Origin of the sequence: Caballeronia sp. LjRoot29, from assembly GCF_964252755.1 — a bacterium.
Taxonomy (GTDB): domain Bacteria; phylum Pseudomonadota; class Gammaproteobacteria; order Burkholderiales; family Burkholderiaceae; genus Caballeronia.
The window spans coordinates 24937-49519 of record NZ_CAXUPU020000039.1 but is presented as its reverse complement, the minus strand read 5'-3'; the positions used below and the strand labels follow the sequence as shown (position 1 = coordinate 49519).

Genomic DNA, 24583 nt, shown 5'->3' with positions numbered 1-24583 from the left:
CGCCTGATTACGCGCCTGATGCCGCGGATGCGGGTGCCGGGTTGCTCGAAGCCGCCGCGCCGCTGGCGCCAGCATCCGCTGCCGCCGGAGCCGCGCCGGAAGCCGCACCCGGAGCACCGGATGCCGGTTGAGCCGCCTGAGCCGGAAGCTGTGCGTCGACAGCCTTCACGGTCGTACCGGGCCGCGCTTTTTCCGTACCCTGCACGATTACGCGATCGCCCGCGTTCAAGCCGCTATCCACGACCCACTTGTCGCCGTACGTACCCGACGTCACGAGCTGGCGCAATGCCACCTTGTTGTCCGGACCGACCACCAGCGCCGTCGGCTGGCCCTTCTGGTCATGCGTCACGCCGACTTGCGGGACTACCAGCGCCTTGTCGTTCACGCCTTCGTCAATGCGGGCGCGCACGAACATGCCCGGCAGCAGCACGCGGTCCTTGTTCGGGAAAATCGCGCGCACCGTGACCGAACCGGTGCCCTGGTCCACGCTTACATCGGAGAACTGCAACTTGCCCGGCTCCGTATATGTACGGCCGTCTTCCAGGATCAGCGTGACCTTGGCGGCGTTAACGCCGCCGGTCTGCAAGCGGCCTTCCTGAATGTCACGGCGAAGCTTCAGGCCGTCCACGCTCGATTGCGTCAAGTCGACATAAACCGGATCGAGTTGTTGGATCGTCGTGAGCAACGTGGCGGCGCTAGCCTGCACGTAAGCGCCCGGCGTGACTTGCGACAAACCCGTGCGGCCCGTGATAGGCGACACTACATCCGTGTAACCCAGGTTGATCTGCGCAGTGTCGACAGCAGCCTTGCCCGACGCGACGTCGGCTACGGCCTGACCTTGAGTCGCCACGGCATTGTCGTAGTCCTGCTTGCTGACTGCATTCGCCGCGACGAGGATCTTGTAGCGCGCCGCCAGAGCGTTCTGCGTGACCACGTTGGCCTGCGCCTTGGCGAGCGTTGCCTTCGCCGTATTCAATGCCGCGATGTACGGTGCCGGATCAATCTTGTAGAGCCGCTGGCCCGCTTTCACTTCCGCGCCTTCTGTGAATTCACGACGCAGCACGATGCCGTCGACCCGTGCACGAACCTGGGCGACGAGGAATGCGCTCGTGCGGCCCGGCAGTTCGCTCACGACAGGAACGGTGGTGGGCTGGATGGTGACGACCCCGACTTCGGGTGTCTGGGGCGGCGGTGCTGCTGGTTTTTGTCCGCAGGCTGCAAGAATCACGGCAGCCGTCGCGGCACTGATTAAGCGGAATGGAACCCGTTCGACGCGCATGGAGCGACCTCTGTCAAAGACTGAGATTGAAATAAATAAGTGCGCGGCCGCCTTCTACGGGCGGGCCGCTACGAGCGTCTGGAGACGCTTACCAGTAGCCAATGGGCGCATAAACCAGTGCCCCGACTTTTCGTTCGTCCGCGGCGCCTGGAGCCGTCTCTGAGGACGGCTGCCGCTGACAACGGCCTTGGGAGGGCCACGCGGACGGACGGCGGATTGAAAGCTGTGTCGGATATTAACCGGTCAGTGCTACTTGGGCTATCGTTGGACGGATGGTATTGTATATACATTCATGAACGAACGTAAAAGAGACGATCGTACGTGAACAAGAGCAGTGCGAGGGGATTCGTCTCGAAGGGCTGGCGAGCGATGAACAAAAGCATGACGTCGCTGCAATGCAATGTAAGACGGCGGTAAAACGATCGCTGGCAGGCAAGCTGGAACCCACTAACTAATGGTCAGACGAACCAAGGAAGAAGCGGCAGAAACGCGCAATAGTATTCTCGATGCAGCCGAGCGGGTGTTCTTCGAGAAAGGCGTTTCGCGCACCACGCTGGCGGACATCGCGCTGGAAGCCGGTGTCACGCGCGGCGCAATCTATTGGCATTTTGCGAACAAGGGCGATCTGTTCACGGCCATGTTCGACCGCAGCCTGTTACCGCTCGACGAACTGGTCGAAGCTACACTCGACACCAAGGAGGCCGATCCGCTCGGCCGGATCCGCGACATCTTCATCTGGTGCATGCGCAATATCGCGCTCGACGAGCAGCGCCGGCGCGTGTTCGACATCCTGTTCCTGAAATGCGAATTCGTGGAAGACATGGGGCCGGTGCGCGAGCGGCATCAGACGAACATGCGCGAGGGGAAGGAGAAGATCGAGCGCGGACTGCGCAACGCAGTCGATAAAGGCCAGTTGCCGGCCATGCTCGATACGCATCACGCCACTACTATCCTGCACGCGCTCTTCACCGGCATTCTTTACGATTCCCTGATCTGGCCGGAGAGCATCGACCTCAAGAACGATGCGGAACGCCTGATCGATTCCTGTTTCGACGTCATGCGCTACAGCCCTCACATGCTGCTGCGCACCGGCGAACCCTCGTAGTTATCGAAGACCGTATCGCTGCGCGAGGAACAGGAATATAGCCACGCAGCAGACCATTGCGGCCCACGCCCAGGCGGGCAAGCTGTGCGGGTGCGGATGACGAGGCGCGTGACCCGGCAAGCGGTGCCGCAGGACGCCGCCAATTGCGTCCGCCGTTGCCGCCGCGCGGGATTTTTGTGCCGCGGGGGCGCTGTGACGCGCGAACGCCGCCGACATGCTGATCGGCCGCAAGAACACATGGCGACGCGAGACCGCGGGTTCGGGCACAACCGCGGACGGCTGGCCATGTTTCGCGCGCACGACTTCGCAGAATTCGATAAAAAAATCGTCGGCGACTTGACGAAGTGAATTTTCTATCTGGCGTGGCGGCAAGCCTGCAAGCGGCCCGGTGAGCGTTGCCCAGACGGTGTATTCAATCCACGTCGATGCGCCGTTCGAATCCGGAATCAGCGCCACCGCTATTTGTCCGCGCAACGACCCCACGCCTTCACCGCGCGCTTTGAAACTGAGGGTTTGCGCGTCGACATCGCCGGAATGGCCGTCGTGGCGCGGCAAACGGGTGGCATCGGCTACATGTGCGCGGATCGCATAATGCGCCCGCAGCGCGCCGAGCGGCACCGTCAGCCTCAGCGTGTATTCACCGCCGGCAAGACGCACCAGCGATTCGCAGTTATCGATACTCGCGCGCACCAGCGCAAGATCGCCCAACGCCTCGCGCACCTGAGCGGGTTCGAGCGGAATGCGTAAGGCATCGGCTACTTCCATCGGGCCCTCCCAAAATGTCGACCCGCGTTGGCGCTGTCGACAGAGTTGGCGCTTTAGCGCTTACTTTGGTCCCATGCGCTTATGCTGGTCCCACGCAATTCGCATGGCGCCCATTGTTTTAATATTTGACCTGGCATTTCAACAATTCAGGCACCAGCGGTTTCGTCGATACGATCCACTCGCGACGGATAAAACGCCAGATAACTTTTAATTTTCTCGACGCCTGCTTTAGGCTGCTCGTAACTCCATACGGCATTTTCGATAGGACCGTCTTCCGTCAGCAGATGGTAGTACGTTGCGTCGCCCTTGTATGGGCAATGCGAGGTGTGCGTGGATTTCGACATGCGCGCCATGTTGACATCGGCACGTGGGAAATAGTGCACCGGATCGTGGCCTGTTTCGATCAGGGTCAGGGCCGCATGCGTGTCGGCGAACGTCACGCCCTGATGAATGACGCGATGACGACGCGTATTCAACGAAATTTCAATGTGATGGGTGTCGGTGCTCATCGCGCGCTCCCGGTACCAGGAAATACGAAACCGCCGCCCTCGCGTATGGAGCAGCGACATAAAAAAAACCACGGGTTTTCCGGGACCCGTGGCTTTCATTATGAGACAACTTCGGGGTGCTTGTGCAAGCCCCCGCTATCGACTTTGGTACCTGCGCCACACTCTGGACCACATTTAAATCAGCGCCGCAATCCTTCGTTTCATATGCGGTTTTGCGTACTGTGGTTCATAGCGCGCCCGTGGTCGATTTAATGTGTTTGAACGCTTACTGCATGGACCAATGGAAATCCGCTTTGGCCTTGCCGTTGCCGGCGACCGTCACCCCTTGCTTCTTTTCTGAATCCTTGTACTTGGCATAAACCGTGTAGTGGCCCGGCGCCAGCTTCACCAGCATGTAAGGTCCCATGGCGTCGGTCTTGAGCACCTCCGCGTTCTTCGCGTCAGTAATCCGCACGTGGACGTCAGAGAGATAGTCCGATGTCGGCCCCGTGAAGCGCAACGAGAGCGGCCAATGCGCCTGTTCGCGAATCAGCGCATGCGATTCGTCCAGTCCCACGCCGCCGGACGTGAATGACACGTCGCCCTGCGTCTGAACCTGCGGCAGCCCGCCGCCGTTCGTATTGCCGGCGCTGCTCATGTCGCTCGTGCCCCCGCCCGCGGTCTGGGCGAACGCGCCGCCCGCCATGCCGAACGTCATCGCAGCCGCTAGCACGGCAATGGCCGCCTTCCTGCCGGCTGACCGCTGATGTTTAGTTAACGAACTTACGTTTGCTTCAGTCATTGCTTCAATCGCTGCTTTAGTCGTCTTGGTCATCGTGATCAGCTCCTTATGGACTTCAGACGCCTTCATCGGCGTTCCGCTTTTCCTGCCGTCCAGCACTCAACGTTTTGGGCGGTCGGGCCAAGCGGCTTGGGAGAGAAGCTATGAGCACGGTTCGTGCCTGCATCCCACCCTATTTTTCGGACGGCGCCGGTGCGTGCTTCATACCGCGCGCCGCCCTGCTTCTTTTTGCATCGGCCGATGTTTACATCATGTGGCAATCAACCCAAATCCACTGGCACGAAGATCTGCGCGTCGTCACGTTGGATCAGTAACGCGATGCTGTCGCCAGCGTGAGCCACCATCGTCTTCAATTGCTGCACGCTCGTCACCGGCTGGCCGTTGACCGCCAGGATCACATCGCCGGCCTGGATGCCCGCGCTTTCCGCCGCGCCGCCCGCCTGTTGCACGAGCAAACCGCGTGACAGCGAAGCGCTTTGCTTCTCTTCAGGCGTCAGCGGCCGGACCGCAACACCCAGCCGTGCATCTTGCGATGCCGAGTCGCCCTGATCCGCACCCTTGCCCGTGCTCGCGGTCTTGGCGTCGGACAACGTGCCCACGGTCACGCTCAGGTCCTTCGTGGCCTTATCGCGCCAGACCTGCACTTTAGTCGTGGTTCCCGGCGCGAGCGCCGCCACCTGCGACGGCAATGCGTTCGAGTCCGCAACTGGCTGTCCGTCGACTGAAAGAATCACGTCGCCGGGCTGGAGACCGGCCTTCGCTGCCGGACCGCCTGCTTCAACCGAACTCACCAGCGCGCCGTTCGGGCTTTGCAAGCCGAATGACTTCGCGAGCGTCTGGTCCATGCCCTGCACGGTCACGCCAAGACGGCCGCGATCCACATGACCGGTCTTCACCAGCGCGTCTTTCACCTTCATGGCTTCATTGATCGGAATTGCGAACGAAAGTCCCTGGAAGCCGCCGGTCTGCGAATAGATCATGGAATTGATGCCGATCACTTCGCCTTGCAGGTTGAAGAGCGGGCCGCCCGAGTTACCCGGATTCACCGGCACGTCGGTCTGGATGAACGGCGTGTAATTCTCGTTCGGCAACGAGCGCGATTTCGCGCTGATGATGCCGGAGGTCACGGTGTTATCGAAACCGTAAGGCGAGCCGATGGCGACCACCCACTGCCCGACCTTGCTGCCGTTCGGATCGCCAATCTTGACGATGGGCAGGTTCTTCGCGTCGATCTTCAGCACGGCGACATCCGATTGCTTGTCGGCGCCAACCACCTTCGCGCGATATTCGCGTTTATCCGTGGTCTTGACCGTGACGACGTTCGCACCATCGACCACGTGTGCGTTCGTCAGGATGTAACCGTCGCTGCTCACGATGAAACCTGAACCCAGGCTTTCGCTGGGGGTATCGGCGGCGTTCTGGCCGTCGTTTCCGCCCATGCCGGGCACGCCATTACCGTAGAAATGCTTGAAGAACTGATAGAACGGATCGCTCGGATCGATCGGCAATTGCGGATTGCCACCGTTCGCGCCGCCGTTCATCCCGCCGTTCATGCCATTACGGCGCGACGCGGTCTTCACCACGTGTTTCGCGCTGATATTGACGACCGCCGGGCCGTAAGTTTCGACCAGGCCGGAGAAATCCGGGATACCGGTCTTGGCAGCGGCTTCGGCGGGCATCATCGCGGCTTGGGCCGGCGCAATGACTTGCGGTGCCGGCACGTTGCGGTTGCCCGCGACGTAACCCGCCGACAGGGCAACCACAACGGCTATCGCAATGGCGCTGCGGGAAATGATCTTCGCTTTCATCGTGTGCTCCTCGGGGATGCGCTTCAGGATGAAACGAAGAGTACGGGGCGCCGCTTAAAGGGTACTTAAAGCGCCTTTTAAAGCCGATTTGAATTGAATAGCGACCAGTAAACCGCCGCTTTTCGATTCGGCAAGCGACACTTTCGCGTCATGCTGCATGGCGATCCGGCGCACGATTGCAAGGCCAAGACCGCTGCCCGCGACGTCGGTGCGCGCCCGGCTGGAACCCGGTCCTACCCGATAAAACCGGTCAAACACACGCTCGCGTTCATCGGCGGGAATTCCGGGGCCCGTATCCGCTATTTCCACTGTAGGATCGCCGCCTTCCACCTGCAGGCAGACGTCCACGCGGCCGCCGCTCGGCGTGTATTTGGTGGCGTTATCGATGAGATTGTTGAACATCACGCGCAACGCATTGGCGTCGCCGGAGATAGTCGCGGGTTCGCTCGCTTCAATGCCGAGGTCAACACCGCGCTGTTGCGCCACCAGCACGGATGCGCCCACGCATTCGTCCAGCAACGCGTGCAGATCTACCGGCTTGGTCTCGCTCTTGCCGTCAGGCTCCGAACGCGCGAGCGCCAGCAGTTGCTCAGCCAGACGCGTGGCACGGGTGATACCCGCTTGCAAGTCGTCGAGCGCTTCCTTGCGCGACTCGTCGTCCTTCGCGCGCGCCACCAGTTGCGACTGGATCTGCACGGCGGCAAGCGGCGTGCGAAGTTCGTGGGCCGCGTCGGCGACGAAAGCCTTTTGCGTATCGAGCGCAGTCGCGAGACGCGCGAGCAGCGCGTTCAACGCGCGCACGACGGGGACGACTTCTTCGGGCAAGCGGTTATCGGGAAGAGGTTCCAGCGCCTCAGGATGACGCGTGTCGAGCGCGCGCGTCACGCGTTGCAACGGCGTCAGCCCTCGTCCGACGATGATCCATATGGCGAGACCGAGCAGCGGCAACAGCACCACAAGCGGCCACAAGGTTCGCCACGCAACGCCCGCTGCCAGACGGTTACGGATGGATAACGGCTGCGCAAGCTGGACGACGTTATCGCCAACAATGGCGCTGTACACGCGCCATACACCGCGCGGCGTGGATTCGGTGGAAAAGCCCAGTTCTGCGTGCGGCGCCAGCGGTACGCGCGGGTGCGAGTAATACATGAGCACGCCGTTGCGGTTCCAGATCTGGATCACGACGCCTTCATCGCTATCGCTGCGCGATTGCAGCACGGACGAAAACGGCTCCGACGGCAACGCGGCCGCGATCTGTTCCAGTTGATAGTCAAACAGTTCGTTCGCTTCGGCCAATGCCTGACGGTAGATCAGCCAGCCCGCAAACCCCACGCCGACGATCACCAGTGCCAGCAGCCAGACCAGCAATTGGCGTCGAATGGAATGCATCAGGCTTCCTTCGACACCATGTAACCGAGTCCACGGACATTGCGGATAAGGTCGGGGCCAAGCTTTTTGCGCAGCGAATGGATATAGACCTCGACCGTGTTGCTGCCGATTTCCTCGCCCCAGCCGTAGATCTTTTCCTCAAGCTGACTCTTCGATAACACCGCGCCCGGGCGTGCCATCAACGCTTCGAGCAGCGCGAATTCGCGCGCCGACAGAGCAACGGCGTTGCCCTCCAGCGTGACTTGGTGGCCCACCGGGTCGAGCGTTAATGTGCCGTGGCGGATCAGCGAATCACCGCGGCCGGCGTGGCGGCGAATCAGGGCGCGCATGCGCGCGCCCAGTTCGTCGAGGTCGAAGGGTTTGACGAGGTAGTCGTCGGCCCCGGCGTCCAGTCCTTTAACACGGTCGGCGATGGAGTCGCGGGCGGTGACGATCAGTACAGGCAGTGCGTTGCCTTTTGCTCGCAGGCTTTTAAGTACGTCGAGGCCGTCGCGTTTCGGCAGTCCCAGGTCCAGCAGCATGAGATCGTAAGGTTCGCCGCCGACCGCGGTCAGCGCAGCTTCGCCGTCCTGTACCCAGTCCACCGCGAATCCATCGCTGCGCAGCGCCTTGCGGACGCCTTCCGCAATCATTCTGTCGTCTTCTACCAGTAGGATTCGCATCGCTTTGGGTCACGGCTAGTCTTGGCTTTGCAGCCCGGACGATCATTCTAGCCGGGACGAGTTAACGCGGGCTTAAAAGGGCCTTAAGACAAGGGGGCGCCGCAAGGGGACGCCATCAATGTTCAACGCCCCGCGCTAAACCCGTCGAAGAACGCCCGCGCATTCACCTCCAGCGTATCGATGTGATATCCGCCTTCCTGCACGATCAGCGTCGGCAATTTCAGTGCGCCAACTTGACGGCCCAGCTTGCCGAAACCCTCGGTACTGACTGCGACCATCGATTGAGGATCTTCCTTATAGATGTCGAAGCCGAGCGCCAGCACTAAAACGTCAGGCTGGAAACGCGCAAGCACGCGTGCGGCGGTATCGAGGGAATCGAAAAACACCTCCTCCGGCGAACCATGTGGCATCGGCAGATTCACGTTGTAACCCTCGCCCGCCGCCTCGCCGCGCTCGTCGTCAAAGCCTGCTACAGCCGGATAGAAGTTCGTCGGATCGCCGTGAATGGAGACATACAGCACGTCGCTGCGATCATAGAAAATTTCCTGTATGCCCTGACCGTGATGCATGTCGGTGTCCAGGATGGCGACGCGGCCGAACTTAGCACGCAACGCCTGCGCCGCGATAGCCGCGTTGTTCAGGTAGCAGAAACCACCCGCCGCTTCGGCGCGCGCATGATGCCCCGGCGGCCGGCATAACGCGTACGCCTCGCGTGCGCCGTCCAGGATCGCGTTCGCCCCGCCAAGCGCGCTTTGCGCCGACCAGTAAGCAGATTCGTAGGTATCGGGGCCGACCGGGCAACTGCCATCGGCGAGATAACGGGCTGCCTGCCCAAGCACGCCACGCAGCGGATTGTTCTCGCGGACATACACATTCGACATCACTTCGTCGCCCCATTCAGCGGGCATCTTTTTCCACTCGCGATGCGCTTCCTCAAGGAAGCGCAAGTAGTTCATGCCATGCACGGCGGCAAGCGGCGCGGCGCCGAAGTCGGCGGGTTCGCGGACATCGAAACCCATTGCCTTCGACGCCTCGACCAGACGCAATGCGCGTTCAGGAATCTCCTGAGGCGTGCGCATCTGACCGCGAGAAAGATAGGTCCTTGGATGATGCTTGAGTTGCGAGGGGTGAAAGTAAGTCAGCATTGACCGTTCCTTTTTATGCGTCAACCGTCGCGCCAATCATCGCGCGCGCCAGTACTGCATTGATCAAGACATTCGCGCCGCACGTCACGTCTTCCGGGAGCACGTCCTCGGCTTCGTTGTGCGACAGGCCGTCCACGCACGGGATGAAAACCATGGCCGTGGGCACGTGCCGCGCGAGGTGGATGGCGTCGTGGCCCGCGCCGCTCACAATGCGCTCGCAGGCATAGCCCAGGCATTTCGTAGCTACTTCAACGAGATGGACGCAACCGGAATCAAACGGCGTCGCCGGGCTTTTCCAGTAGGTTGAGATGCCGGCTTCGAGTCCTCTTTGCGCGGCGATCTTGCTAAAGGCCGCGCGCGCTTCGTGTTCCATCGCGTCAATTTTTGTATCGTCGGGATGACGCAGGTCGACGGTGAACGCAACGCGCCCCGCAATGGTGTTACGCGATGAATTCGGCACGTCCATCTGACCGATCGTGACCAGACCGAGCGGCGCGAAACGTTGCGCGATAGCTTCAAGTTCAAGCGCCATTGCCGCGCTCGCAAACAACGCATCTTTCCGATACGGCATCGGCGTCGTACCGGCGTGCGCGGCAACGCCGGTGACTTCGACATCAAGCCAGCGGATCGCCTGACCACCGGTGACAACGCCAATCGGATTGCCATGGCTCTCCAGAATCGGCCCCTGTTCGATATGCGCTTCGAAATACGAATCGACGTGTTGCACGCCGAGCCCGCGTGTTCCCGCGCAATCGATCTGCTTCAAGGCTTCCTTCAACGTCACGCCTTCCGCGTCCTTCGTTTTCAGCGCAGTGTCCAGCGGCGTTGCGCCGACAAACACCGCCGACCCGAGCATGGCCGGTGTAAAACGCGCGCCCTCTTCGTTCGTCCACGAAACGATCTCGATGGGCTTCTCCGTCGCCACGCCATGATCGTTCAACGTACGCACCACTTCGAGCGCGGCAAGAACACCATAGACGCCATCGAAGCGACCGCCTTCCGGCTGCGTATCCAGATGACTGCCGATCAGCACGGGCTTCGCCTTCGCATCGGAGCCTTCACGACGCGCAAACAGATTGCCGACTTCATCGGTACGCACGGACATTGCCGCTTCACGGCACCACGTGGCGAAGAGCTCGCGAGCGCGCCGGTCTTCCTCCGACAACGCAAGGCGACGTACGCCGCCTTTGGGCGTCGCGCCGATTTTCGCCATGGTCATCAAGCTTGCCCACAAGCGCGGGCCATCGATTTTCAACATGCTTCGTTATCCTTTGATTCAGCGAGTAGCCAGCGCTTCCGGAGCATCGGCGCGACGATGTTTCAGTGCGTCAAGCGCGACGATCGACAGCAGCGAGATCCCGGCGAGGCACGTATAAAACACCGCCAGCGGCCACCATTGCCCAATGAATTTGTGTGCAAGCCAGGTGCCCACGAGCGGCGTCAAACCGCCCGCGATCGCGCCGCAGACCTGATACGAAATCGAGATCGCCGAGTACCGCACACGGACCGGGAACACGCCGCTGACAAATCCCGCGATGACCGAATAGAAGCTCGCCATGCAGACGACGGCAATCGCGATGCCGATAATCATCGACACCATGTTGCCGCTTTGCACGAGGATAAACATGGGATACGGCGAGATCATCGCGCACAGCGCCGTGAGCTTCAGGAAGCGCGCGCCGCCAATCTTTTCCGCGATCCACGCGGCCAGCGGCTGCGTGAGGAACTGGATGATCGCAACCGCAAACAGGCAATCGAGGATCAGCGATTTCGTCACGCCGACATACTGCGTGGTGTAGGAAATCATGAACGTGTTGGTGAAATACACGCCGGCAATACCAATCGTATTCGCGCCGATGCAAAACGCGACCAGCGCGCCCGACGTGCGGAACACTTCGGCAATCGGCAATTCAACCGTGCGCTTGGACAACTTCTCGCGCTCGAATTCCGGCGACTCGTTCACGCCCATCCGAATCAGGATGCCGACCACGAGCAACACCGCGCTGATCAGGAACGGCAGGCGCCAGCCCCACGCGATGAATTCGTCATGCGGCATGGATGTCACCGCGCGGAACGCTATCAGCGACAGGATCAGCCCGGCCGGACTGCCGAGTTGTGCGAACGATGCGAAAAACGTCCGGCGTCCTTTCGGCGCATGTTCGGCCGCCATCAACACCGCGCCGCCCCATTCGCCGCCGACCGCAATGCCTTGCACCACGCGCAGCAACACGAGCAACACCGGCGCGAGCAGTCCGACCTTCGAATAAGCGGGCAGCAAGCCGACGCAGACGGTGGCCACGCCCATCATCATCAGCGTGGTCATCAGCGCTTTCTTGCGGCCGATCTTGTCACCGAGATGCCCGAAGATCAATCCGCCCAGCGGCCGCGCGAAGAATCCGACGGCGAACGTGGCAAATGACGCCATCGTGCTGATGAACGGATCGTGCGACGGGAAATACAGCTCGCCGAAGACAAGCGCGGCGGCGGTGGCGTAGATGTAGAAGTCGTACCACTCGATCATCGTGCCGATGAAAGCAGCGGTCGCCGCGCGTACGGGCTGGCGAGTCGAACTGGATGCTGGGGTCACGTTGGCTCCTGATTCGCTTGTTTGCTTGTTTTATTGCACTGGTCAGCGTGTTTTATCGCCAGCCATAAAACATTAGTCCAATTTCGAATTATTATTCGCCGTATAAATTTGGCTAATACCTAGGACTTTCCACTATGGCTCAACGGCGTGTCGACATCGCGCGGTTCCTGAACGACCGGCTCGACTGGAACCTGCTGCGGACCTTCCTGGTAATCATGCAGGAGCGCAGCGTGAGCCGCGCCGCCGCGCGCCTGCACCTCACGCAACCGGCGGTGAGCCAGGCGCTCAAGCGCCTGGAGGACACGCTTGGGCGCAATCTGATCCAGCGGCGCGGCCCGCACTTCGAGCCCACGCATGCAGGCGAAGAGGTCTATCGGATCGCGAGCGATATCTACGGCCACATGTCGCGGCTCGAAACCGAGCTCGATGACCGCAGCGAAGACATCACCGGTTCGATCCGGCTGCTGACCGTGAGCCGCATCGATTCAGGCGTGTACGACGAGTTTCTCGCTGAATTCCACCGGACGTATCCGCGTATCGACTTGCATATCGAGGTGATGCGTTCGTCGGACATCATTTCGTCGCTGCTGCAAAAAACCGCGACCGCAGGGCTCAGTTTGTGCCGCACGCCCATCGATAAACTCGAGCAGCGATGTTTCCTGCGCCAGCGATATGCCATTTTTTGTGGCCGGCACCATCGCTTGTTTGGACGGCACGGGCTGACCATGGACGACTTGCTCGCGGAGAACTTCGTGTCGTTCACGAGCGATCAGATTGGCGACAGCCTGTCGCCGCTCACCGTCTTTCGCGACCAGCGCGGCTTCACGGGCCGGATCGTGGCGGCATCGCCGAGTCTGGACGAAGTACGGCGGCTGATCTTCGCGGGATACGGCATTGGCTGCCTGCCTGAACACATTGTCCGCGACGACCTCACGCAACAGCGCCTGTGGCGATTGCCGCCGGAAGAGGGTCTGGCAGATGTCGACGTCGACCTGCTGTGGCATCGCGGGCGCAAGATGAACGCTGCGGAGCAGGCGTTTCTCGATGGCATGGAGCGCACGATGCAGCGTTATTCGTTGCCCGAACGACTAGCGCCGCGATGAGCCTCAAACGCTGAGCCTCGAACGCAGGACTTCGCACCCGCCGCCGCCTGAAATCCCGCAAACGTCAAACCGTAAGCAGAACCCCCATACAATACGCGCACCGCTTGGGGCCCTCGCCCTGCAATCCGCAAAAATCACGACATCACCTCATCACGATCCGATCACATGTATACAGCAGCCTTTCTGAACAGGAAAAATCCACTCTCCAAACGTTGGCGCGCAGCCGCGACCCTGGTCCTGGCCGCAGCAACTTTCACCTTCGCGGTGAACGCGCCCGTCGAAGCGCGCGGCGGTAACGGCGGCGGTTCAAGGACGGAAGCACAGAAACCCACGCCGAAGCGCGCAGCGGCGAAGAAGTCGAAGGGGGTACAGCGCGTCGCCGTTCCAAAGGTGCCGGCCGGCCCGCTGCCAGCTACCGTCATGGCGGCGCTTGCACGTGCCCACGTGCCGCTTTCATCGATGAGCGTAGTGGTCGAACGGATCGGCGGCGGCGGCGTGCCCCTCGTCGCGATCAACGCCACCGAGCCGATGATGCCCGCGTCCACCATGAAGCTGGTGACGACCTACTCGGGTTTGTCGTTATTGGGTCCGGATTACCGCTGGAAAACCACGGCCTACGCCGACGGCGAAGTCGATGCAAACGGCGTCCTTCACGGCAACCTGTATATCCAGGGCACGGGCGATCCGAAGCTCGTGCCGGAAGAACTCATCGACCTGGTGGACCAGATTCGCCGCAACGGCATCACGGGTATCGACGGCGCGCTGGTGCTGGACAAACGCTACTTCGACACCTCCACGCGCAACCTCCCCGCCTTCGACGCCGACGAAACCGCGCCGTACAACGTCGGCCCGGACCCGCTGCTGTACGCGTTCAAGTCGCTGTCGTTCACGCTGACGCCGAACTCGGACGGACAAGTTTCTATCGATGTCCTGCCGCAACTCGCGCAGTTGCAAATCGACAACGAATTGAAGGTCACGCGCGGCGCTTGCGCGGGCTCGCTGCCGGCGGCGTCGCCGAGCGTGGCGCAAACCACGGGCGGTTTTGTGCAGGCGTCGTTTATCGGCGACTATCCGCTTCGATGCGGCCCGCGCACCATCAACGTCGCCGCGCTCGATCACTCCACCTTCTTCGCCGGCGGCTTCCTCGCGCTGTGGAAACAGGCGGGCGGCACGTTCAACGGCACCACGCGCGAAGGCCCGACGCCGGTCAGCGCGCGGCTGGTCGGCACGCATCGCAGCCCGGTGCTGTCGGACATTGTTCGCGACATCAACAAGTTCAGCAACAACGTGATGGCACGCAACTTGTTCCTGACCATCGGCGCCGCGATGGGCAAACCGCCCGCGACGACCCAGAAATCAGCGGCGGCAATTGAAGCGTTCCTCCATCGCAGCGCCCTGCCCATGACCGGCCTTTACCTCGATAACGGCTCGGGCCTGTCACGTGAAGAACACATCACGGCGCAATCGCTCGCCGACCTGCTGGTGGCGGCGAATTCGAGCCCGGTGGCGCAGGTGTTCATCGAGTCGCTGCCGATTGCAGGCGTGGACGGCACCATGCGCAACCGGCTCACGAACGCGGGCGCGGGCGGGAATGCCCACATCAAGACGGGTACGTTGCGCGACGTGCGGGCTATCGCCGGCTACGTGGGCGCGGAGAACGGCGAAAGCTATGTCGTGGTGAGCTTTATCAACGATCCGCGTTCCGAAGCGGCGCGGGCAGCGCATGACGCGTTGCTCGAGTGGGTGTATGAAGGCGCGCGTCGCACGGGCGCGACGGACTGAAGCGGTTCCGTAGCGACTTAGAACCCGAGGATGCGCGCTCTGCAAGCACAGGCAAACCCTCGTAGGAAAGAGTCTCAAATCCTCTTAAAGATTCGGTAAGCTATCGCCACGATTGGCCGACGACACGCATTGTCCGCAGTGCTTGTCGTTTGAAGGTTCGAAGCCAACGCCCAAGCGGAAAGCCAGCCGAAAGCAACCTCGACGCGGCGTGCAGACCACATGACCAGATAAACGAGGAACGAGGAGATGAAGTCAATGAAACCCGCCCTGACGAAACCCGCCGCGCGTCAACCGCGCTGGCTGCTCGCCGTGCAAACAGCCACTGCATGCGCCGCGTTTGCCCTGCTGGCTGCATGCGGCGGCAGCGACAACAACAATAACAACACGCCTGCGGGCGGTCTGAAACTGCAAGTAGTGTCGTTTGGCGACAGTCTCTCCGACGTCGGCACTTATGCGCCGGTCGCAGCGGCAAACTTCGGCGGCGGGCGTTTCACGACGAATCCCGGCCAGATCTGGACCCAGAACGTGGCGCAGTATTACGGCGACACGCTGACACCGGCGAACACCGGCGGCTTCGGTATCCCGCTTTCGCCGGCCAGCGGTTTGGGTTACGCGCAAGGCGGCTCACGCGTGACGCTGCAGCCTGGCGTTGGCCATGCCACGCCGGGCACGGCGAACGCCGACTTCTCGCAAGCCACGACGATCCCGATCAACGATCAGGTCACGCAGTACATCGGCTCGCATGGCTCGTTCAACGCCAACCAGCTCGTGCTGGTGAACGGTGGCGCCAACGACATCTTCTACAACCTCGCCGTGGCGCAAGCCACAGCCGCGGGCATCCAGGCCCAGCTCGCCGCGGGCGCCATCACGCCGGCGCAAGCGCAGGCAGCGGGCACGGCGGCAACGACCGCCGCGACGACCGCCATCAGCCAGGCGGCAATCGACCTGGCGACGTTGGTTGGCCGGGTGCTGCAATCCGGTGCGACGCACGTGGTGGTGTCGGCGGTTCCTGATATTGGCGGAGCGCCTGAAGGGTTGGCGAGCGCCGATAAAGGGGTGACCTTCTCGCAAGTGACGCAGTTGTTCAACGGCACGCTGAAGGGCGCGCTGCAGCAGTCGGGCTTGTTGTCGAAGGTGATTTACGTCGATGCCTACACCTGGGTCGACGGCATCCAGGCGAACTTCCAGGCGAACGGCTTCACGGTATCGAATACGGACACGGCCTGTAATCTCGCCGCGATGACCGCCGCTGCGACCAAGCTCGGCGAGCCGGACCCGTCGGCATTCGCTACGTCGCTGTTCTGCTCACCGCAAACCTACACGGTGGCCGGCGCGGACCAGACGTACATGTACGCGGATACGGTCCACCCGACGACGCATCTGCACGCACTGTTCTCCACGTTCGTGGAGCAGCAGATTGCTGCGAGCGGACTGGGGAAATAAACGCGGCTGGATAGCGGGATAAGCTGATGAAGTCAAAACGCCCGGTCGATGAAGACCGGGCGTTTTGCATTTTGGGGCTTCCAAGGATACATGCAGGGTTGCAAAAGGTTGCATTATGAGCCAAAATGCACCTTCGTCTTCGGGAGGCATTCATCATGGCTGTGGCACTCAAACTATCGGACGAACTGGTCGAGATTGCGAAGCCGCATGCGGCAGCAAAACATCGCTCGGTTCCAAAACAAATTGAGCATTGGGCACGACTCGGAAAAGCGGTTGAAGAGAACCCTGAGCTTCCCGTCCAGTTCATCCAGGACACGCTCCTCGCTGTCGAAGAAGCCAAGGCAGGTCAGCTTGCGGAATATCAGTTCTCTTCGTGATGACGCGGAAAATTCTCGCGACCCCAACCTTCGGTAGAGCCGCAAAGAAACTGCATGTTCGCGACAAGAAGATTGTGGAAGATGCAATTCGTGAAGTCTTGGGGGCGCCCGATATCGGCGTCGCAAAAAAGGGCGACTTAGCGGGCGTTTTCGTCCACAAATTCAAGCTCAACAAACAAGAGGTTTTGCTGTCGTATCAGTTGTCGTCGACAGAGTTGGTGCTTTTGAGCTTGGGTTCTCACGAAAACTTCTACCGCGACCTCAAGCTTTAGAAGACCACGGAAAATATTGCGATTCGTCACTGTCAGGCAACGAGCACTGCCTTGACCCATGATCGCAAGGCTTTAGCTGATCGTGCCTGAAGCAACGCTAGCCAGCCGCGCCCCTACTCCTGCTCTTCAAACGCCGCCGCCGCGCGCCCTAACCGGTCGTTCACCGCGCTCCATTCCGCCGATACGGGCAGCGTCTCGATCAAAATCCTTTCGACATCAGCGCAATCGAGCGCGCGCAGCAGACCGTACAACTCGCGTGCATAGCTCCGCGGATCATCGGGCGCGGCAACAAAATGCACGTTGGGCGAGTCCGCCCATCGACCAGCACTCGAGGCGCGCGCAACCAGCGCCAGCTTCTTGCCGCCACTCGACGGATGCGCCGCGAGCAACGGTTCCAGCGCCGGGAACGGCAACAAGCTAAGCGGTGTGCGCGGCGCGTAATGCGCTTTCAGCGTGCCGGAAGCGCGTGGCGCGCTGGCGTCGGTGCCATCCGGCAAACGCGGCATCACACCCAGCACATCCGCAATTTCCAGCGGACTCACATGACCCGGCCGCAGCAACGCGGGAAAGCCCCGCGATAAATCAATAATCGTCGATTCGATACCCACCTTCGCCGCCCCGCCATCGAGCACATGCACGCTAGTGCCGAATTCATCGCGGACGTGCTGCGCCGTGGTCGGACTGACGTGCCCAAACCGGTTCGCCGATGGCCCCGCCACGCCGCCATGACCATCGCGCAACGCGCTGAAGGCGGTGAGCAGCGCCTGCGCGACCGGATGCGACGGGCAGCGGATCGCCACTGAATCCTGCCCGCCGCTGACCGCCGCCGGCACGTGCGCGGCGCGCTTGAGGATCAGCGTGAGAGGGCCAGGCCAGAAGGCATCGATCAGTGTTTGCGCATCGGGGACAAGGGATTCGACCCAGTACGCCGGATCGCTGCCGGGTGCGAGATGCACGATCACCGGATGATTCGACGGCCGCCCTTTTGCCGCATAGATCCGGGCGATAGCCTCGGGATTCCCGGCATCGCCACCCAGTCCGTAGACGGTTTCAGTCGGAAACGCGACGAGTTGCCCGGCGTCGAGTAGCGCCGCCGCCTCTTGGATCCGCGCGACCGTGGGACCTTCAAAAGTCATCGAGGTCAATCCAGCGCAATGTGCAGCATGCGCGCGCAATCACGCGCCGCCGTGCGCACTTCTTCCAGCGTCGCGCCGGTGAAATTCACGTGACCCATCTTGCGGCCGGCCCGCGCCTCTTCCTTGCCGTACAGATGCAACCGCGCGGTCGGCAACGCGATCACGTCGTGCCACGGCGGCGTGCGCGCTTTCGTGCCTTCGAACCAGATATCGCCGAGGATATTCAGCATCGCGGCCGGCGAATGCTGGCGCGTGTCGCCCAGCGGCATGCCGGTCATCGCGCGGACTTGCTGCTCGAATTGACTGGTGGCGCAGGCATCGACGGTGTAATGACCGGAATTGTGGGGACGCGGCGCCATTTCATTGGCGATCAGCGTGCCGTCTTCCAGGATGAAAAATTCCACGCACAGCACGCCGACGTAATCGAGCTTCGCGGCAATCGTCAGCGCGGCGTCCTGAGCCTGGGCAACAAGCGCAGGCGACGCGTCCGGCGCGGGCACCACGGTCTTGGCCAGAATGCCGTTGACGTGCTGGTTCTGCGCGAGCGGAAAAACAGCCGACTTCCCGTCGCCGGCACGCGCGATCAGCACCGACACCTCGAACTTCAACTGCATGCGCTTTTCGAGCACGCAAGGTACGCCTGCGAGCGATCCATACGCGGTGCGCACTTCATCGACATTGCGCACGCTCGTCTGGCCCTTGCCGTCGTAGCCCAGCCGCGCCGTCTTCAGGATGCCCGGCAACACGGCGGCGATCTGTTCATCGCTCAAAGCGGCCAGCGCTTCCGGCGACTCGATCACCACATGCGGCGCCACCGGCACGCCCGCACTCGCGATAAACCGCTTCTCCGCCACGCGATCCTGCGCGATCGCGACACATCGGCCGGCGGGACTCACGAAGGTGGTTTTCGCGAGGAAATCGAGACTGGCGGACGGCACGTTCTCGAATTCCGTCGATACCGCCGCGCACAAGCGTGCGAGTTCGGTGAGCGCGGCGGGGTCGTCGTACGTGGCGCGGATATGTTTATCGGCGACGGAACCCGCCGGGCTCGTCTCGTCCGGATCGAGGACCGCCACGCGATAGCCCATCGATTGCGCGGCGAAACAGAACATGCGGCCGAGCTGGCCGCCGCCGACCATGCCGAGCCATGCGCCCGGCTGGATGGGAGAACTGGGTTGGGTATGTGCGTTCATCTTGTGGGGTCGGTCAGTCGGTCTCGGGCCGGGAAAAGTGCCGGAGGTGTTACGTGAAACTGCTGCGTTGCATTTAGAGCGGCGGGAGGACCATCGCGTGCGCCGCACTGTTCTGGCGCGCGCGGAATGCCGCGAGTTTGTCAGCGTAGGCCGCTTGAGTGACAGCGAGCACGGAGACGGCGAACAACGCCGCGTTCGCCGCGCCCGCCTCGCCGATAGCAAACGTCGCGACCGGCACGCCCTTGGGCATCTGCACGATCGAATGCAACGAGTCCACGCCCTTCAGATACTTACTCGATACCGGCACGCCCAGCACCGGCAACGTAGTTTTGGCAGCGAGCATGCCCGGCAGATGCGCCGCGCCGCCCGCGCCGGCGATGATCGCCACGAGGCCGCGCTCACGCGCGCTTTCGGCGTAGGCAAACATTTCGTCGGGCATGCGGTGCGCCGATATCACCTTTGCCTCGTAAGGCACGCCGAATTCCTGCAGGATCGCGACCGCGTTTTTCATCACGTCCCAGTCGGAACTGGAACCCATCAACACGCCGATCAACGGTGTGTCATGCGTGTGGGCGGTGGCGGTCTGGACTTCGCTCATCGTGCTGCATTCCTTTGGGGTGAACAGGCCTTCGGCGGCCTTTTTCGAGTGATCTGGATTGGTTGGTAGCTTGCGGGCGGTGCAGGGTCTGTTGCCTTCGTACGCTGACTGCCGGCAGTTTTTGCTGTCATCTAAAGCGCGGCCAAGCCGCCGGAACCGCCCGCATAAGCGAAGCGGCGTCGCGCGCCGGCCCGGCCGCGTGAAACTTTACGCCAGCGACTGCCCGGTCAACCGTTGCAGCGCTTCTTCGTACTTTTCGGCTGTTTTCGCGATCACATCATCCGGCAACTTCGGCGCCGGGGGCGTTTTTCCCCACGATTGCGTTTCGAGCCAGTCGCGCACGAATTGTTTATCGAAGGAAGGCGGGTTCGTGCCCACCTGATACCCGTCCGCCGGCCAGAAGCGCGACGAATCCGCCGTCAGCACTTCGTCCATCAGGAATAGTTCGCCGCGGTTATCGAGGCCGAATTCGAACTTCGTATCCGCGATGATGATGCCGCGCGTCGCCGCATACTCGGCCGCTTCCTTGTACAACTTGATCGAAATCTCGCGGATGGTCGCCGAGAGTTCCGTGCCAATCCGGCGTTCCATCTCATCGTAGGTGATGTTTTCGTCGTGATGGCCCATTTCCGCCTTCGCTGCCGGCGTGAAGATCGGCTCGGGCAGCTTTTCGGCGTTCTTCAGGCCCGGCGGCAATTCCACGCCGCACACCGAACCCGTTGCCTGATAGTCCTTCCAGCCGCTGCCGGCCAGATAACCCCGCACGACCGCTTCCACTAGGATCGGCTCGAGGCGCTTCACCACGACGGCACGGCCCTTGACCTGATCGGCTTCATCGGCTGCGACAACCGTTGCCGGATCAATGCCCGTATTGTGATTCGGCACGATGTGCGAGAGCTTCGCGAACCAGAAATCGGCCATCTGGTTCAGGACGCGGCCCTTGTTCGGAATGGGCTCGCCCATGATCACGTCGAACGCGGAGAGGCGGTCGGTGGTAACGATCAGGAGTTGATCTCGGCCGACTGCGTAGTTGTCGCGGACCTTGCCGCGCCCAAGCAGGGGCAACGATTTCAGCGTGGATTCGTACAGCGGGGAATGTGAGGTGGACATCGTCATCTACCGGAAAAGTGCCGCAAATCAGGCTGAGAGAAAAAACCAACACGCCGTTCCCCGGAATTGCGGGAACGGCGGTTCGTGTCGGCTGGCCTTGGGATACGCCCTGGGCCAGCCTTTGCATTCATTCTGCGGTTTGATACCCGGCGCAAACCGGGCGACAAACCGGGCGACAAGCGCGACTCATCGCTATTGTAAACGCGTCGGGCGGACGGCCCGGTTTTGGTTCATCGACGGTGAGGCTGCAGTGAAAACCTGCTCGCCACGCCGTCGAGGATGGCCATCTCAAAAAAAATCGTCTAGCGGGCCGTGTAAACGCTCCGCCTGCGCGATAAACCTTAAAACGGATCGCCCACGCGCACGATCTTCATCGCGTTCGTTCCGCCGGCCTGGCCCATTGGTTCGCCAACCGTCAACACGACCATATCGCCACGAGCGGCATATCCCTTCGATACCACCACTTCCAGCGCCTGCTGAAGCGCAACATCGCGATCGGTGTTCGTATCGAGGTGCAGCGACGTCACGTTCCGATAAAGCGCCATCGTCCGCTCGCTGCCAATGCGCGGCGTCAGCGCGAAAATTGGCACGTGCGACCAATGCCGCGACATCCACAACGCCGTTGCGCCGGACTCGGTCAAAGCCACAATTGCCTTCGCGCCCAGGTGGTAAGCGGTGAACAACGCGCCCATCGCGATGGATTGATCGATCCGCGTGAACGTGCGGTCGAGGAAATCCTTGTCCAGTTCGCTCTGTTCGGACTTCTCGGCTTCCAGGCAAATGGCCGCCATTGTCTCGATGGTCGTCACCGGATACTTACCCGCCGCCGTTTCCGCCGACAACATCACTGCATCCGTACCGTCGAGCACGGCATTCGCCACGTCGGATACTTCAGCACGCGTAGGCACGGGCGCGTGGATCATCGACTCCATCATCTGGGTCGCCGTAATCACGAACTTGTTCGACTCGCGCGCCATCCGGATCATGCGTTTTTGCAGCGCCGGCACAGCCGCATTGCCCACTTCCACGGCCAGATCGCCACGCGCGACCATGATGCCGTCGGACGCATCAAGAATGCCCTGCAACGCCGGAATGGCTTCCGCGCGCTCGATCTTCGCGATCATCTTCGGCTTGATGCCGTAAGGCGCGCCCGCGATATTCGCCAGTTGCCGCGCCATCTCCATGTCAGTGGCGTTCTTCGGAAACGATACCGCCACGAAGTCCGCACCCAGCGACATCGCCGTCTTGATGTCCTCCATGTCCTTCTCGGTCAACGCCGGCGCCGTCAGGCCGCCGCCCTGCCGGTTGATGCCCTTGTTGTTCGACAGGTCACCGCCCACTTTCACCGTGGTGTGGATCTCTTCGCCAATCACGCGGACCACGTCGAGCACGATCAGCCCGTCGTTCAGCAACAGCACGTCGCCGTTGCGCAGGTCGCGCGGCAGATCCGGGTAATCCAGGCCAACCCGTTCGTCATTGCCCAATTCACAACGAGCATCGAGGATAAACGAATTGCCCGCGATCAACGTGACCTTGCCGTTTTCGAACTTGCCGACGCGAATCTTCGGGCCTTGCAGATCCGCCATCAACGCAACTTCGCGGCCGCATTGCTTGGCGGCATCGCGAACGTATTGCGCGCGCTGGCGATGATCGTCGGCCGTGCCGTGCGAGAAGTTGAAGCGAACCACGTCGAGACCTGCCTGCATCATTTGCAGCAAGACCTCAGGGGTGCTGGAAGCGGGGCCGATAGTGGCGACAATCTTTGTAGCGCGATGCATGGAATTCCTCGTCTGGGTGGTATCGCCTGAAACAGCGCTGCGAGTACGGTGTGCCGACGGGGATGAAGCTGTCTCCGCCTGCGAACGCGCGCCAGCTCGAGCCGGCGTCGCTTTGTGATGGCTATTCGATATCTGCCCGGCGACCGGAATCAGCGACGCACTCGCGCCACCAATCATGACCGCCGTTTCCTTTCTGATTTCTTTCCTTGTTTCCTGCTTTGAATCCGAACCACGCCCGGCCGGCGATGCAGCGGAACGCTTTGACTTTACCGCTGCGCGAGCGGGGCCGGGAATGGAGTTGCTCCCGACCGCCACCCTCGATCCAATCTCTGCCGCCACGGACAAACCAGCGTCGGCAACCAACTTTTCTTTATCTTCAGCGACTTCAGCAACGACGGACTCGGGACGATTGCTCTTCTGAGTGGCTCGTTTCATGGGCTCAGGCCCGCGATTCGAGCACTTCTACTGCCGGCAGCGTCTTGCCTTCCAGGAACTCGAGGAACGCGCCGCCGCCCGTCGAGATGTAGGAAATCTTGTCGTGAATGCCGTACTTCTGGATGGCCGCGAGCGTGTCGCCGCCGCCTGCAATCGAGAACGCCGATGAGTTCGCAATTGCGTCCGCCAACGTCTTCGTGCCATTGCCGAACTGGTCGAATTCGAACACGCCGACCGGCCCGTTCCACACGATCGTGCCTGCCTTCTCCAACTGCGCGGCGAGCGCCTTGGCGGTGTCCGGACCAATATCGAGAATCAGGTCGTCGTCCTGAACCTGGTCTACCGCTTTCGTTTCAGCCTTGGCGGTCGCGGCGAATTCCTTCGCGGTCACGACATCGCTGGGAATGGGTACCGATGCCCCACGCGCCCGCGCTTCGCTGATGATGGTCTTGGCTTCGTCGATGAGATCCTTCTCCGCCAGCGACTTGCCGATCTTCAACCCCGACGCGAGCATGAACGTATTGGCAATGCCGCCGCCCACGATCAGCTGGTCCACCTTCTCCGCCAGCGACTTCAAGATCGTGAGTTTCGTCGATACCTTCGAACCCGCGACAATCGCGACCAGCGGGCGCTTCGGCTCGCCGAGCGCCTTACCCAATGCATCGAGTTCAGCGGCGAGCAGCGGGCCGGCGCACGCGACAGGCGCATATTTCGCGATGCCGTGCGTGGTCGCTTCGGCCCGATGCGCCGTGCCGAACGCGTCGTTCACGTAGATATCGCAGAGTTTGGCGAGCTTCTGTGACAGCGCGTCGTCGTTCTTTTTCTCACCCTTGTTGCAGCGGCAGTTTTCAAGCAGCACGACCTGACCCGGCTGAACCTGCACGCCGTCGACCCAATCGGCGATCAGCGGGACATCGCGGCCAAGCAATTCGCCCAGACGCTTCGCCACCGGCGCGAGCGAATCTTCCGGCTTGAACTGCCCTTCCGTCGGGCGCCCGAGATGGGACGTGACCATCACGGCGGCGCCTGCTGCCAGCGCTTGTTGAATGGCCGGCACCGAGGCGCGCACGCGCGTGTCTTCGGTAATGTTGCCTTGGTCATCCTGCGGGACGTTCAGGTCGGCGCGGATGAAAACACGTTTGCCGGACACTTTGCCTTCGGCGATCAGATCGGTGAAACGCAATACTTTCGTCATGGGAGTCAGCGGGTGAGCGAGTAATTGGAAAGCGGTTCGGGCGAATTGAATCTGCGCGCCGTGGCTTTAGGCCAGCGGGCTCACAAGGTCGCTACGGGGAAATTGAAGTGCTCAAAACCATTCCGGTGCCA

Annotated in this window: 22 protein-coding genes; 6 read left to right on the top strand and 16 right to left on the bottom strand. The window is 61.6% G+C overall.

What is annotated here, in order from left to right:
• Positions 1 to 7: 7 nt before the first annotated feature.
• Entirely contained in the window at positions 8 to 1279 is a 1272-nt protein-coding gene (locus ACSQ83_RS30245; RefSeq protein WP_436230661.1) for an efflux RND transporter periplasmic adaptor subunit, read from the bottom strand.
• A 454-nt stretch (positions 1280 to 1733) separates the two neighbouring features.
• Between ACSQ83_RS30245 and ACSQ83_RS30240 the strand changes: the two genes are divergently transcribed.
• Positions 1734 to 2384 carry a TetR family transcriptional regulator gene (locus ACSQ83_RS30240; protein ID WP_414950276.1) on the top strand — a complete coding sequence of 217 codons (651 nt, stop codon included), beginning with the start codon at positions 1734 to 1736 and terminating at the stop codon, positions 2382 to 2384.
• Here the strand turns inward: ACSQ83_RS30240 and ACSQ83_RS30235 are convergent, their stop codons facing one another.
• From ACSQ83_RS30235 to ACSQ83_RS30195, 9 genes are all read right to left on the bottom strand, one after another.
• Positions 2385 to 3149, bottom strand: a complete 765-nt coding sequence (locus ACSQ83_RS30235) for a CoxG family protein (RefSeq protein WP_436230660.1) — start codon at positions 3147 to 3149, stop codon at positions 2385 to 2387.
• Between the two features lie 146 nt (positions 3150 to 3295).
• Positions 3296 to 3658 carry a DUF427 domain-containing protein gene (locus tag ACSQ83_RS30230; protein WP_414950274.1) on the bottom strand — a complete coding sequence of 121 codons (363 nt, stop codon included), beginning with the start codon at positions 3656 to 3658 and terminating at the stop codon, positions 3296 to 3298.
• A 265-nt stretch (positions 3659 to 3923) separates the two neighbouring features.
• The gene (locus tag ACSQ83_RS30225) at positions 3924 to 4439 is read right to left on the bottom strand and encodes a carboxypeptidase regulatory-like domain-containing protein (protein ID WP_414950297.1); all 516 of its coding nucleotides are present in this window, start codon (positions 4437 to 4439) and stop codon (positions 3924 to 3926) included.
• A 260-nt stretch (positions 4440 to 4699) separates the two neighbouring features.
• Positions 4700 to 6247, bottom strand: coding sequence for a DegQ family serine endoprotease (locus tag ACSQ83_RS30220; RefSeq protein WP_414950273.1), 1548 nt, complete (start codon positions 6245 to 6247; stop codon positions 4700 to 4702).
• A 54-nt stretch (positions 6248 to 6301) separates the two neighbouring features.
• A complete protein-coding gene (locus tag ACSQ83_RS30215; RefSeq protein ID WP_414966591.1) occupies positions 6302 to 7636 on the bottom strand; it encodes a sensor histidine kinase in 1335 nt (444 codons plus the stop codon).
• The gene (locus ACSQ83_RS30210; RefSeq protein WP_299708575.1) at positions 7636 to 8298 is read right to left on the bottom strand and encodes a response regulator; all 663 of its coding nucleotides are present in this window, start codon (positions 8296 to 8298) and stop codon (positions 7636 to 7638) included. The genes ACSQ83_RS30215 and ACSQ83_RS30210 overlap by 1 nt, the downstream gene beginning before the upstream one ends.
• A gap of 122 nt (positions 8299 to 8420) precedes the next feature.
• The gene (locus tag ACSQ83_RS30205; RefSeq protein WP_436230659.1) at positions 8421 to 9443 is read right to left on the bottom strand and encodes a histone deacetylase family protein; all 1023 of its coding nucleotides are present in this window, start codon (positions 9441 to 9443) and stop codon (positions 8421 to 8423) included.
• Positions 9444 to 9456: 13 nt separating this feature from the next.
• Positions 9457 to 10701 carry a Zn-dependent hydrolase gene (locus ACSQ83_RS30200; RefSeq protein WP_436230658.1) on the bottom strand — a complete coding sequence of 415 codons (1245 nt, stop codon included), beginning with the start codon at positions 10699 to 10701 and terminating at the stop codon, positions 9457 to 9459.
• An 18-nt stretch (positions 10702 to 10719) separates the two neighbouring features.
• Positions 10720 to 12030: an MFS transporter gene (locus ACSQ83_RS30195; RefSeq protein WP_436230657.1), complete on the bottom strand. Its 1311-nt coding sequence runs from the start codon at positions 12028 to 12030 to the stop codon at positions 10720 to 10722.
• A gap of 134 nt (positions 12031 to 12164) precedes the next feature.
• On the opposite strand from ACSQ83_RS30195, the gene ACSQ83_RS30190 reads away from it, so the two are divergent.
• The 5 genes from ACSQ83_RS30190 (at position 12165) to ACSQ83_RS30170 (ending at position 17007) form a co-directional block, all read left to right on the top strand.
• On the top strand, positions 12165 to 13133 hold the full coding sequence (locus ACSQ83_RS30190) for a LysR family transcriptional regulator (RefSeq protein ID WP_436230656.1): 969 nt from the start codon (positions 12165 to 12167) through the stop codon (positions 13131 to 13133).
• A gap of 165 nt (positions 13134 to 13298) precedes the next feature.
• Positions 13299 to 14915: a D-alanyl-D-alanine carboxypeptidase/D-alanyl-D-alanine endopeptidase gene (gene dacB, locus ACSQ83_RS30185; RefSeq protein WP_436230655.1), complete on the top strand. Its 1617-nt coding sequence runs from the start codon at positions 13299 to 13301 to the stop codon at positions 14913 to 14915.
• A gap of 246 nt (positions 14916 to 15161) precedes the next feature.
• Complete coding sequence (locus tag ACSQ83_RS30180) at positions 15162 to 16358, top strand: SGNH/GDSL hydrolase family protein (protein WP_436230654.1); 1197 nt, start codon at positions 15162 to 15164, stop codon at positions 16356 to 16358.
• A 155-nt stretch (positions 16359 to 16513) separates the two neighbouring features.
• Complete coding sequence (locus ACSQ83_RS30175; protein WP_414950265.1) at positions 16514 to 16735, top strand: TA system antitoxin ParD family protein; 222 nt, start codon at positions 16514 to 16516, stop codon at positions 16733 to 16735.
• Positions 16735 to 17007 (top strand): type II toxin-antitoxin system RelE/ParE family toxin, encoded by a 273-nt coding sequence (locus tag ACSQ83_RS30170; protein WP_436230671.1) that lies wholly within the window; start codon positions 16735 to 16737, stop codon positions 17005 to 17007. The genes ACSQ83_RS30175 and ACSQ83_RS30170 overlap by 1 nt, the downstream gene beginning before the upstream one ends.
• 113 nt (positions 17008 to 17120) lie before the next feature.
• Here the strand turns inward: ACSQ83_RS30170 and ACSQ83_RS30165 are convergent, their stop codons facing one another.
• The 6 genes from ACSQ83_RS30165 to ACSQ83_RS30140 form a co-directional block, all read right to left on the bottom strand.
• Positions 17121 to 18143, bottom strand: coding sequence for an L-threonylcarbamoyladenylate synthase (locus ACSQ83_RS30165; protein WP_436230653.1), 1023 nt, complete (start codon positions 18141 to 18143; stop codon positions 17121 to 17123).
• A 5-nt stretch (positions 18144 to 18148) separates the two neighbouring features.
• Entirely contained in the window at positions 18149 to 19336 is a 1188-nt protein-coding gene (locus ACSQ83_RS30160) for a 5-(carboxyamino)imidazole ribonucleotide synthase (RefSeq protein WP_436230652.1), read from the bottom strand.
• Positions 19337 to 19409: 73 nt separating this feature from the next.
• Positions 19410 to 19934 carry a 5-(carboxyamino)imidazole ribonucleotide mutase gene (purE, locus tag ACSQ83_RS30155; RefSeq protein WP_414966585.1) on the bottom strand — a complete coding sequence of 175 codons (525 nt, stop codon included), beginning with the start codon at positions 19932 to 19934 and terminating at the stop codon, positions 19410 to 19412.
• Positions 19935 to 20141: 207 nt separating this feature from the next.
• Entirely contained in the window at positions 20142 to 21044 is a 903-nt protein-coding gene (locus ACSQ83_RS30150) for a phosphoribosylaminoimidazolesuccinocarboxamide synthase (protein WP_414950261.1), read from the bottom strand.
• Positions 21045 to 21385: 341 nt separating this feature from the next.
• Positions 21386 to 22822, bottom strand: coding sequence for a pyruvate kinase (gene pyk, locus ACSQ83_RS30145; protein WP_414950295.1), 1437 nt, complete (start codon positions 22820 to 22822; stop codon positions 21386 to 21388).
• Between the two features lie 439 nt (positions 22823 to 23261).
• Complete coding sequence (locus ACSQ83_RS30140) at positions 23262 to 24452, bottom strand: phosphoglycerate kinase (RefSeq protein ID WP_165086774.1); 1191 nt, start codon at positions 24450 to 24452, stop codon at positions 23262 to 23264.
• Positions 24453 to 24583: the final 131 nt, after the last annotated feature.

Excerpts from the sequence above, each read along its gene's own strand:
- ACSQ83_RS30190 (WP_436230656.1), top strand. The coding sequence starts at position 12,165 with ATGGCTCAACGGCGTGTCGACATCGCGCGGTTCCTGAACGACCGGCTC.
- ACSQ83_RS30140 (WP_165086774.1), bottom strand. The coding sequence starts at position 24,452 with ATGACGAAAGTATTGCGTTTCACCGATCTGATCGCCGAAGGCAAAGTG.
- ACSQ83_RS30175 (WP_414950265.1), top strand. The coding sequence starts at position 16,514 with ATGGCTGTGGCACTCAAACTATCGGACGAACTGGTCGAGATTGCGAAG.
- ACSQ83_RS30170 (WP_436230671.1), top strand. The coding sequence starts at position 16,735 with ATGACGCGGAAAATTCTCGCGACCCCAACCTTCGGTAGAGCCGCAAAG.
- ACSQ83_RS30160 (WP_436230652.1), bottom strand. The coding sequence starts at position 19,336 with ATGAACGCACATACCCAACCCAGTTCTCCCATCCAGCCGGGCGCATGG.
- pyk (WP_414950295.1), bottom strand. The coding sequence starts at position 22,822 with ATGCATCGCGCTACAAAGATTGTCGCCACTATCGGCCCCGCTTCCAGC.
- ACSQ83_RS30240 (WP_414950276.1), top strand. The coding sequence starts at position 1,734 with ATGGTCAGACGAACCAAGGAAGAAGCGGCAGAAACGCGCAATAGTATT.
- ACSQ83_RS30180 (WP_436230654.1), top strand. The coding sequence starts at position 15,162 with ATGAAGTCAATGAAACCCGCCCTGACGAAACCCGCCGCGCGTCAACCG.
- ACSQ83_RS30220 (WP_414950273.1), bottom strand. The coding sequence starts at position 6,247 with ATGAAAGCGAAGATCATTTCCCGCAGCGCCATTGCGATAGCCGTTGTG.
- ACSQ83_RS30205 (WP_436230659.1), bottom strand. The coding sequence starts at position 9,443 with ATGCTGACTTACTTTCACCCCTCGCAACTCAAGCATCATCCAAGGACC.
- purE (WP_414966585.1), bottom strand. The coding sequence starts at position 19,934 with ATGAGCGAAGTCCAGACCGCCACCGCCCACACGCATGACACACCGTTG.
- ACSQ83_RS30245 (WP_436230661.1), bottom strand. The coding sequence starts at position 1,279 with ATGCGCGTCGAACGGGTTCCATTCCGCTTAATCAGTGCCGCGACGGCT.
- ACSQ83_RS30150 (WP_414950261.1), bottom strand. The coding sequence starts at position 21,044 with ATGTCCACCTCACATTCCCCGCTGTACGAATCCACGCTGAAATCGTTG.
- ACSQ83_RS30210 (WP_299708575.1), bottom strand. The coding sequence starts at position 8,298 with ATGCGAATCCTACTGGTAGAAGACGACAGAATGATTGCGGAAGGCGTC.
- ACSQ83_RS30230 (WP_414950274.1), bottom strand. The coding sequence starts at position 3,658 with ATGAGCACCGACACCCATCACATTGAAATTTCGTTGAATACGCGTCGT.
- ACSQ83_RS30215 (WP_414966591.1), bottom strand. The coding sequence starts at position 7,636 with ATGCATTCCATTCGACGCCAATTGCTGGTCTGGCTGCTGGCACTGGTG.
- ACSQ83_RS30225 (WP_414950297.1), bottom strand. The coding sequence starts at position 4,439 with ATGACTGAAGCAAACGTAAGTTCGTTAACTAAACATCAGCGGTCAGCC.
- ACSQ83_RS30200 (WP_436230658.1), bottom strand. The coding sequence starts at position 10,701 with ATGTTGAAAATCGATGGCCCGCGCTTGTGGGCAAGCTTGATGACCATG.
- ACSQ83_RS30165 (WP_436230653.1), bottom strand. The coding sequence starts at position 18,143 with ATGACTTTTGAAGGTCCCACGGTCGCGCGGATCCAAGAGGCGGCGGCG.
- dacB (WP_436230655.1), top strand. The coding sequence starts at position 13,299 with ATGTATACAGCAGCCTTTCTGAACAGGAAAAATCCACTCTCCAAACGT.
- ACSQ83_RS30235 (WP_436230660.1), bottom strand. The coding sequence starts at position 3,149 with ATGGAAGTAGCCGATGCCTTACGCATTCCGCTCGAACCCGCTCAGGTG.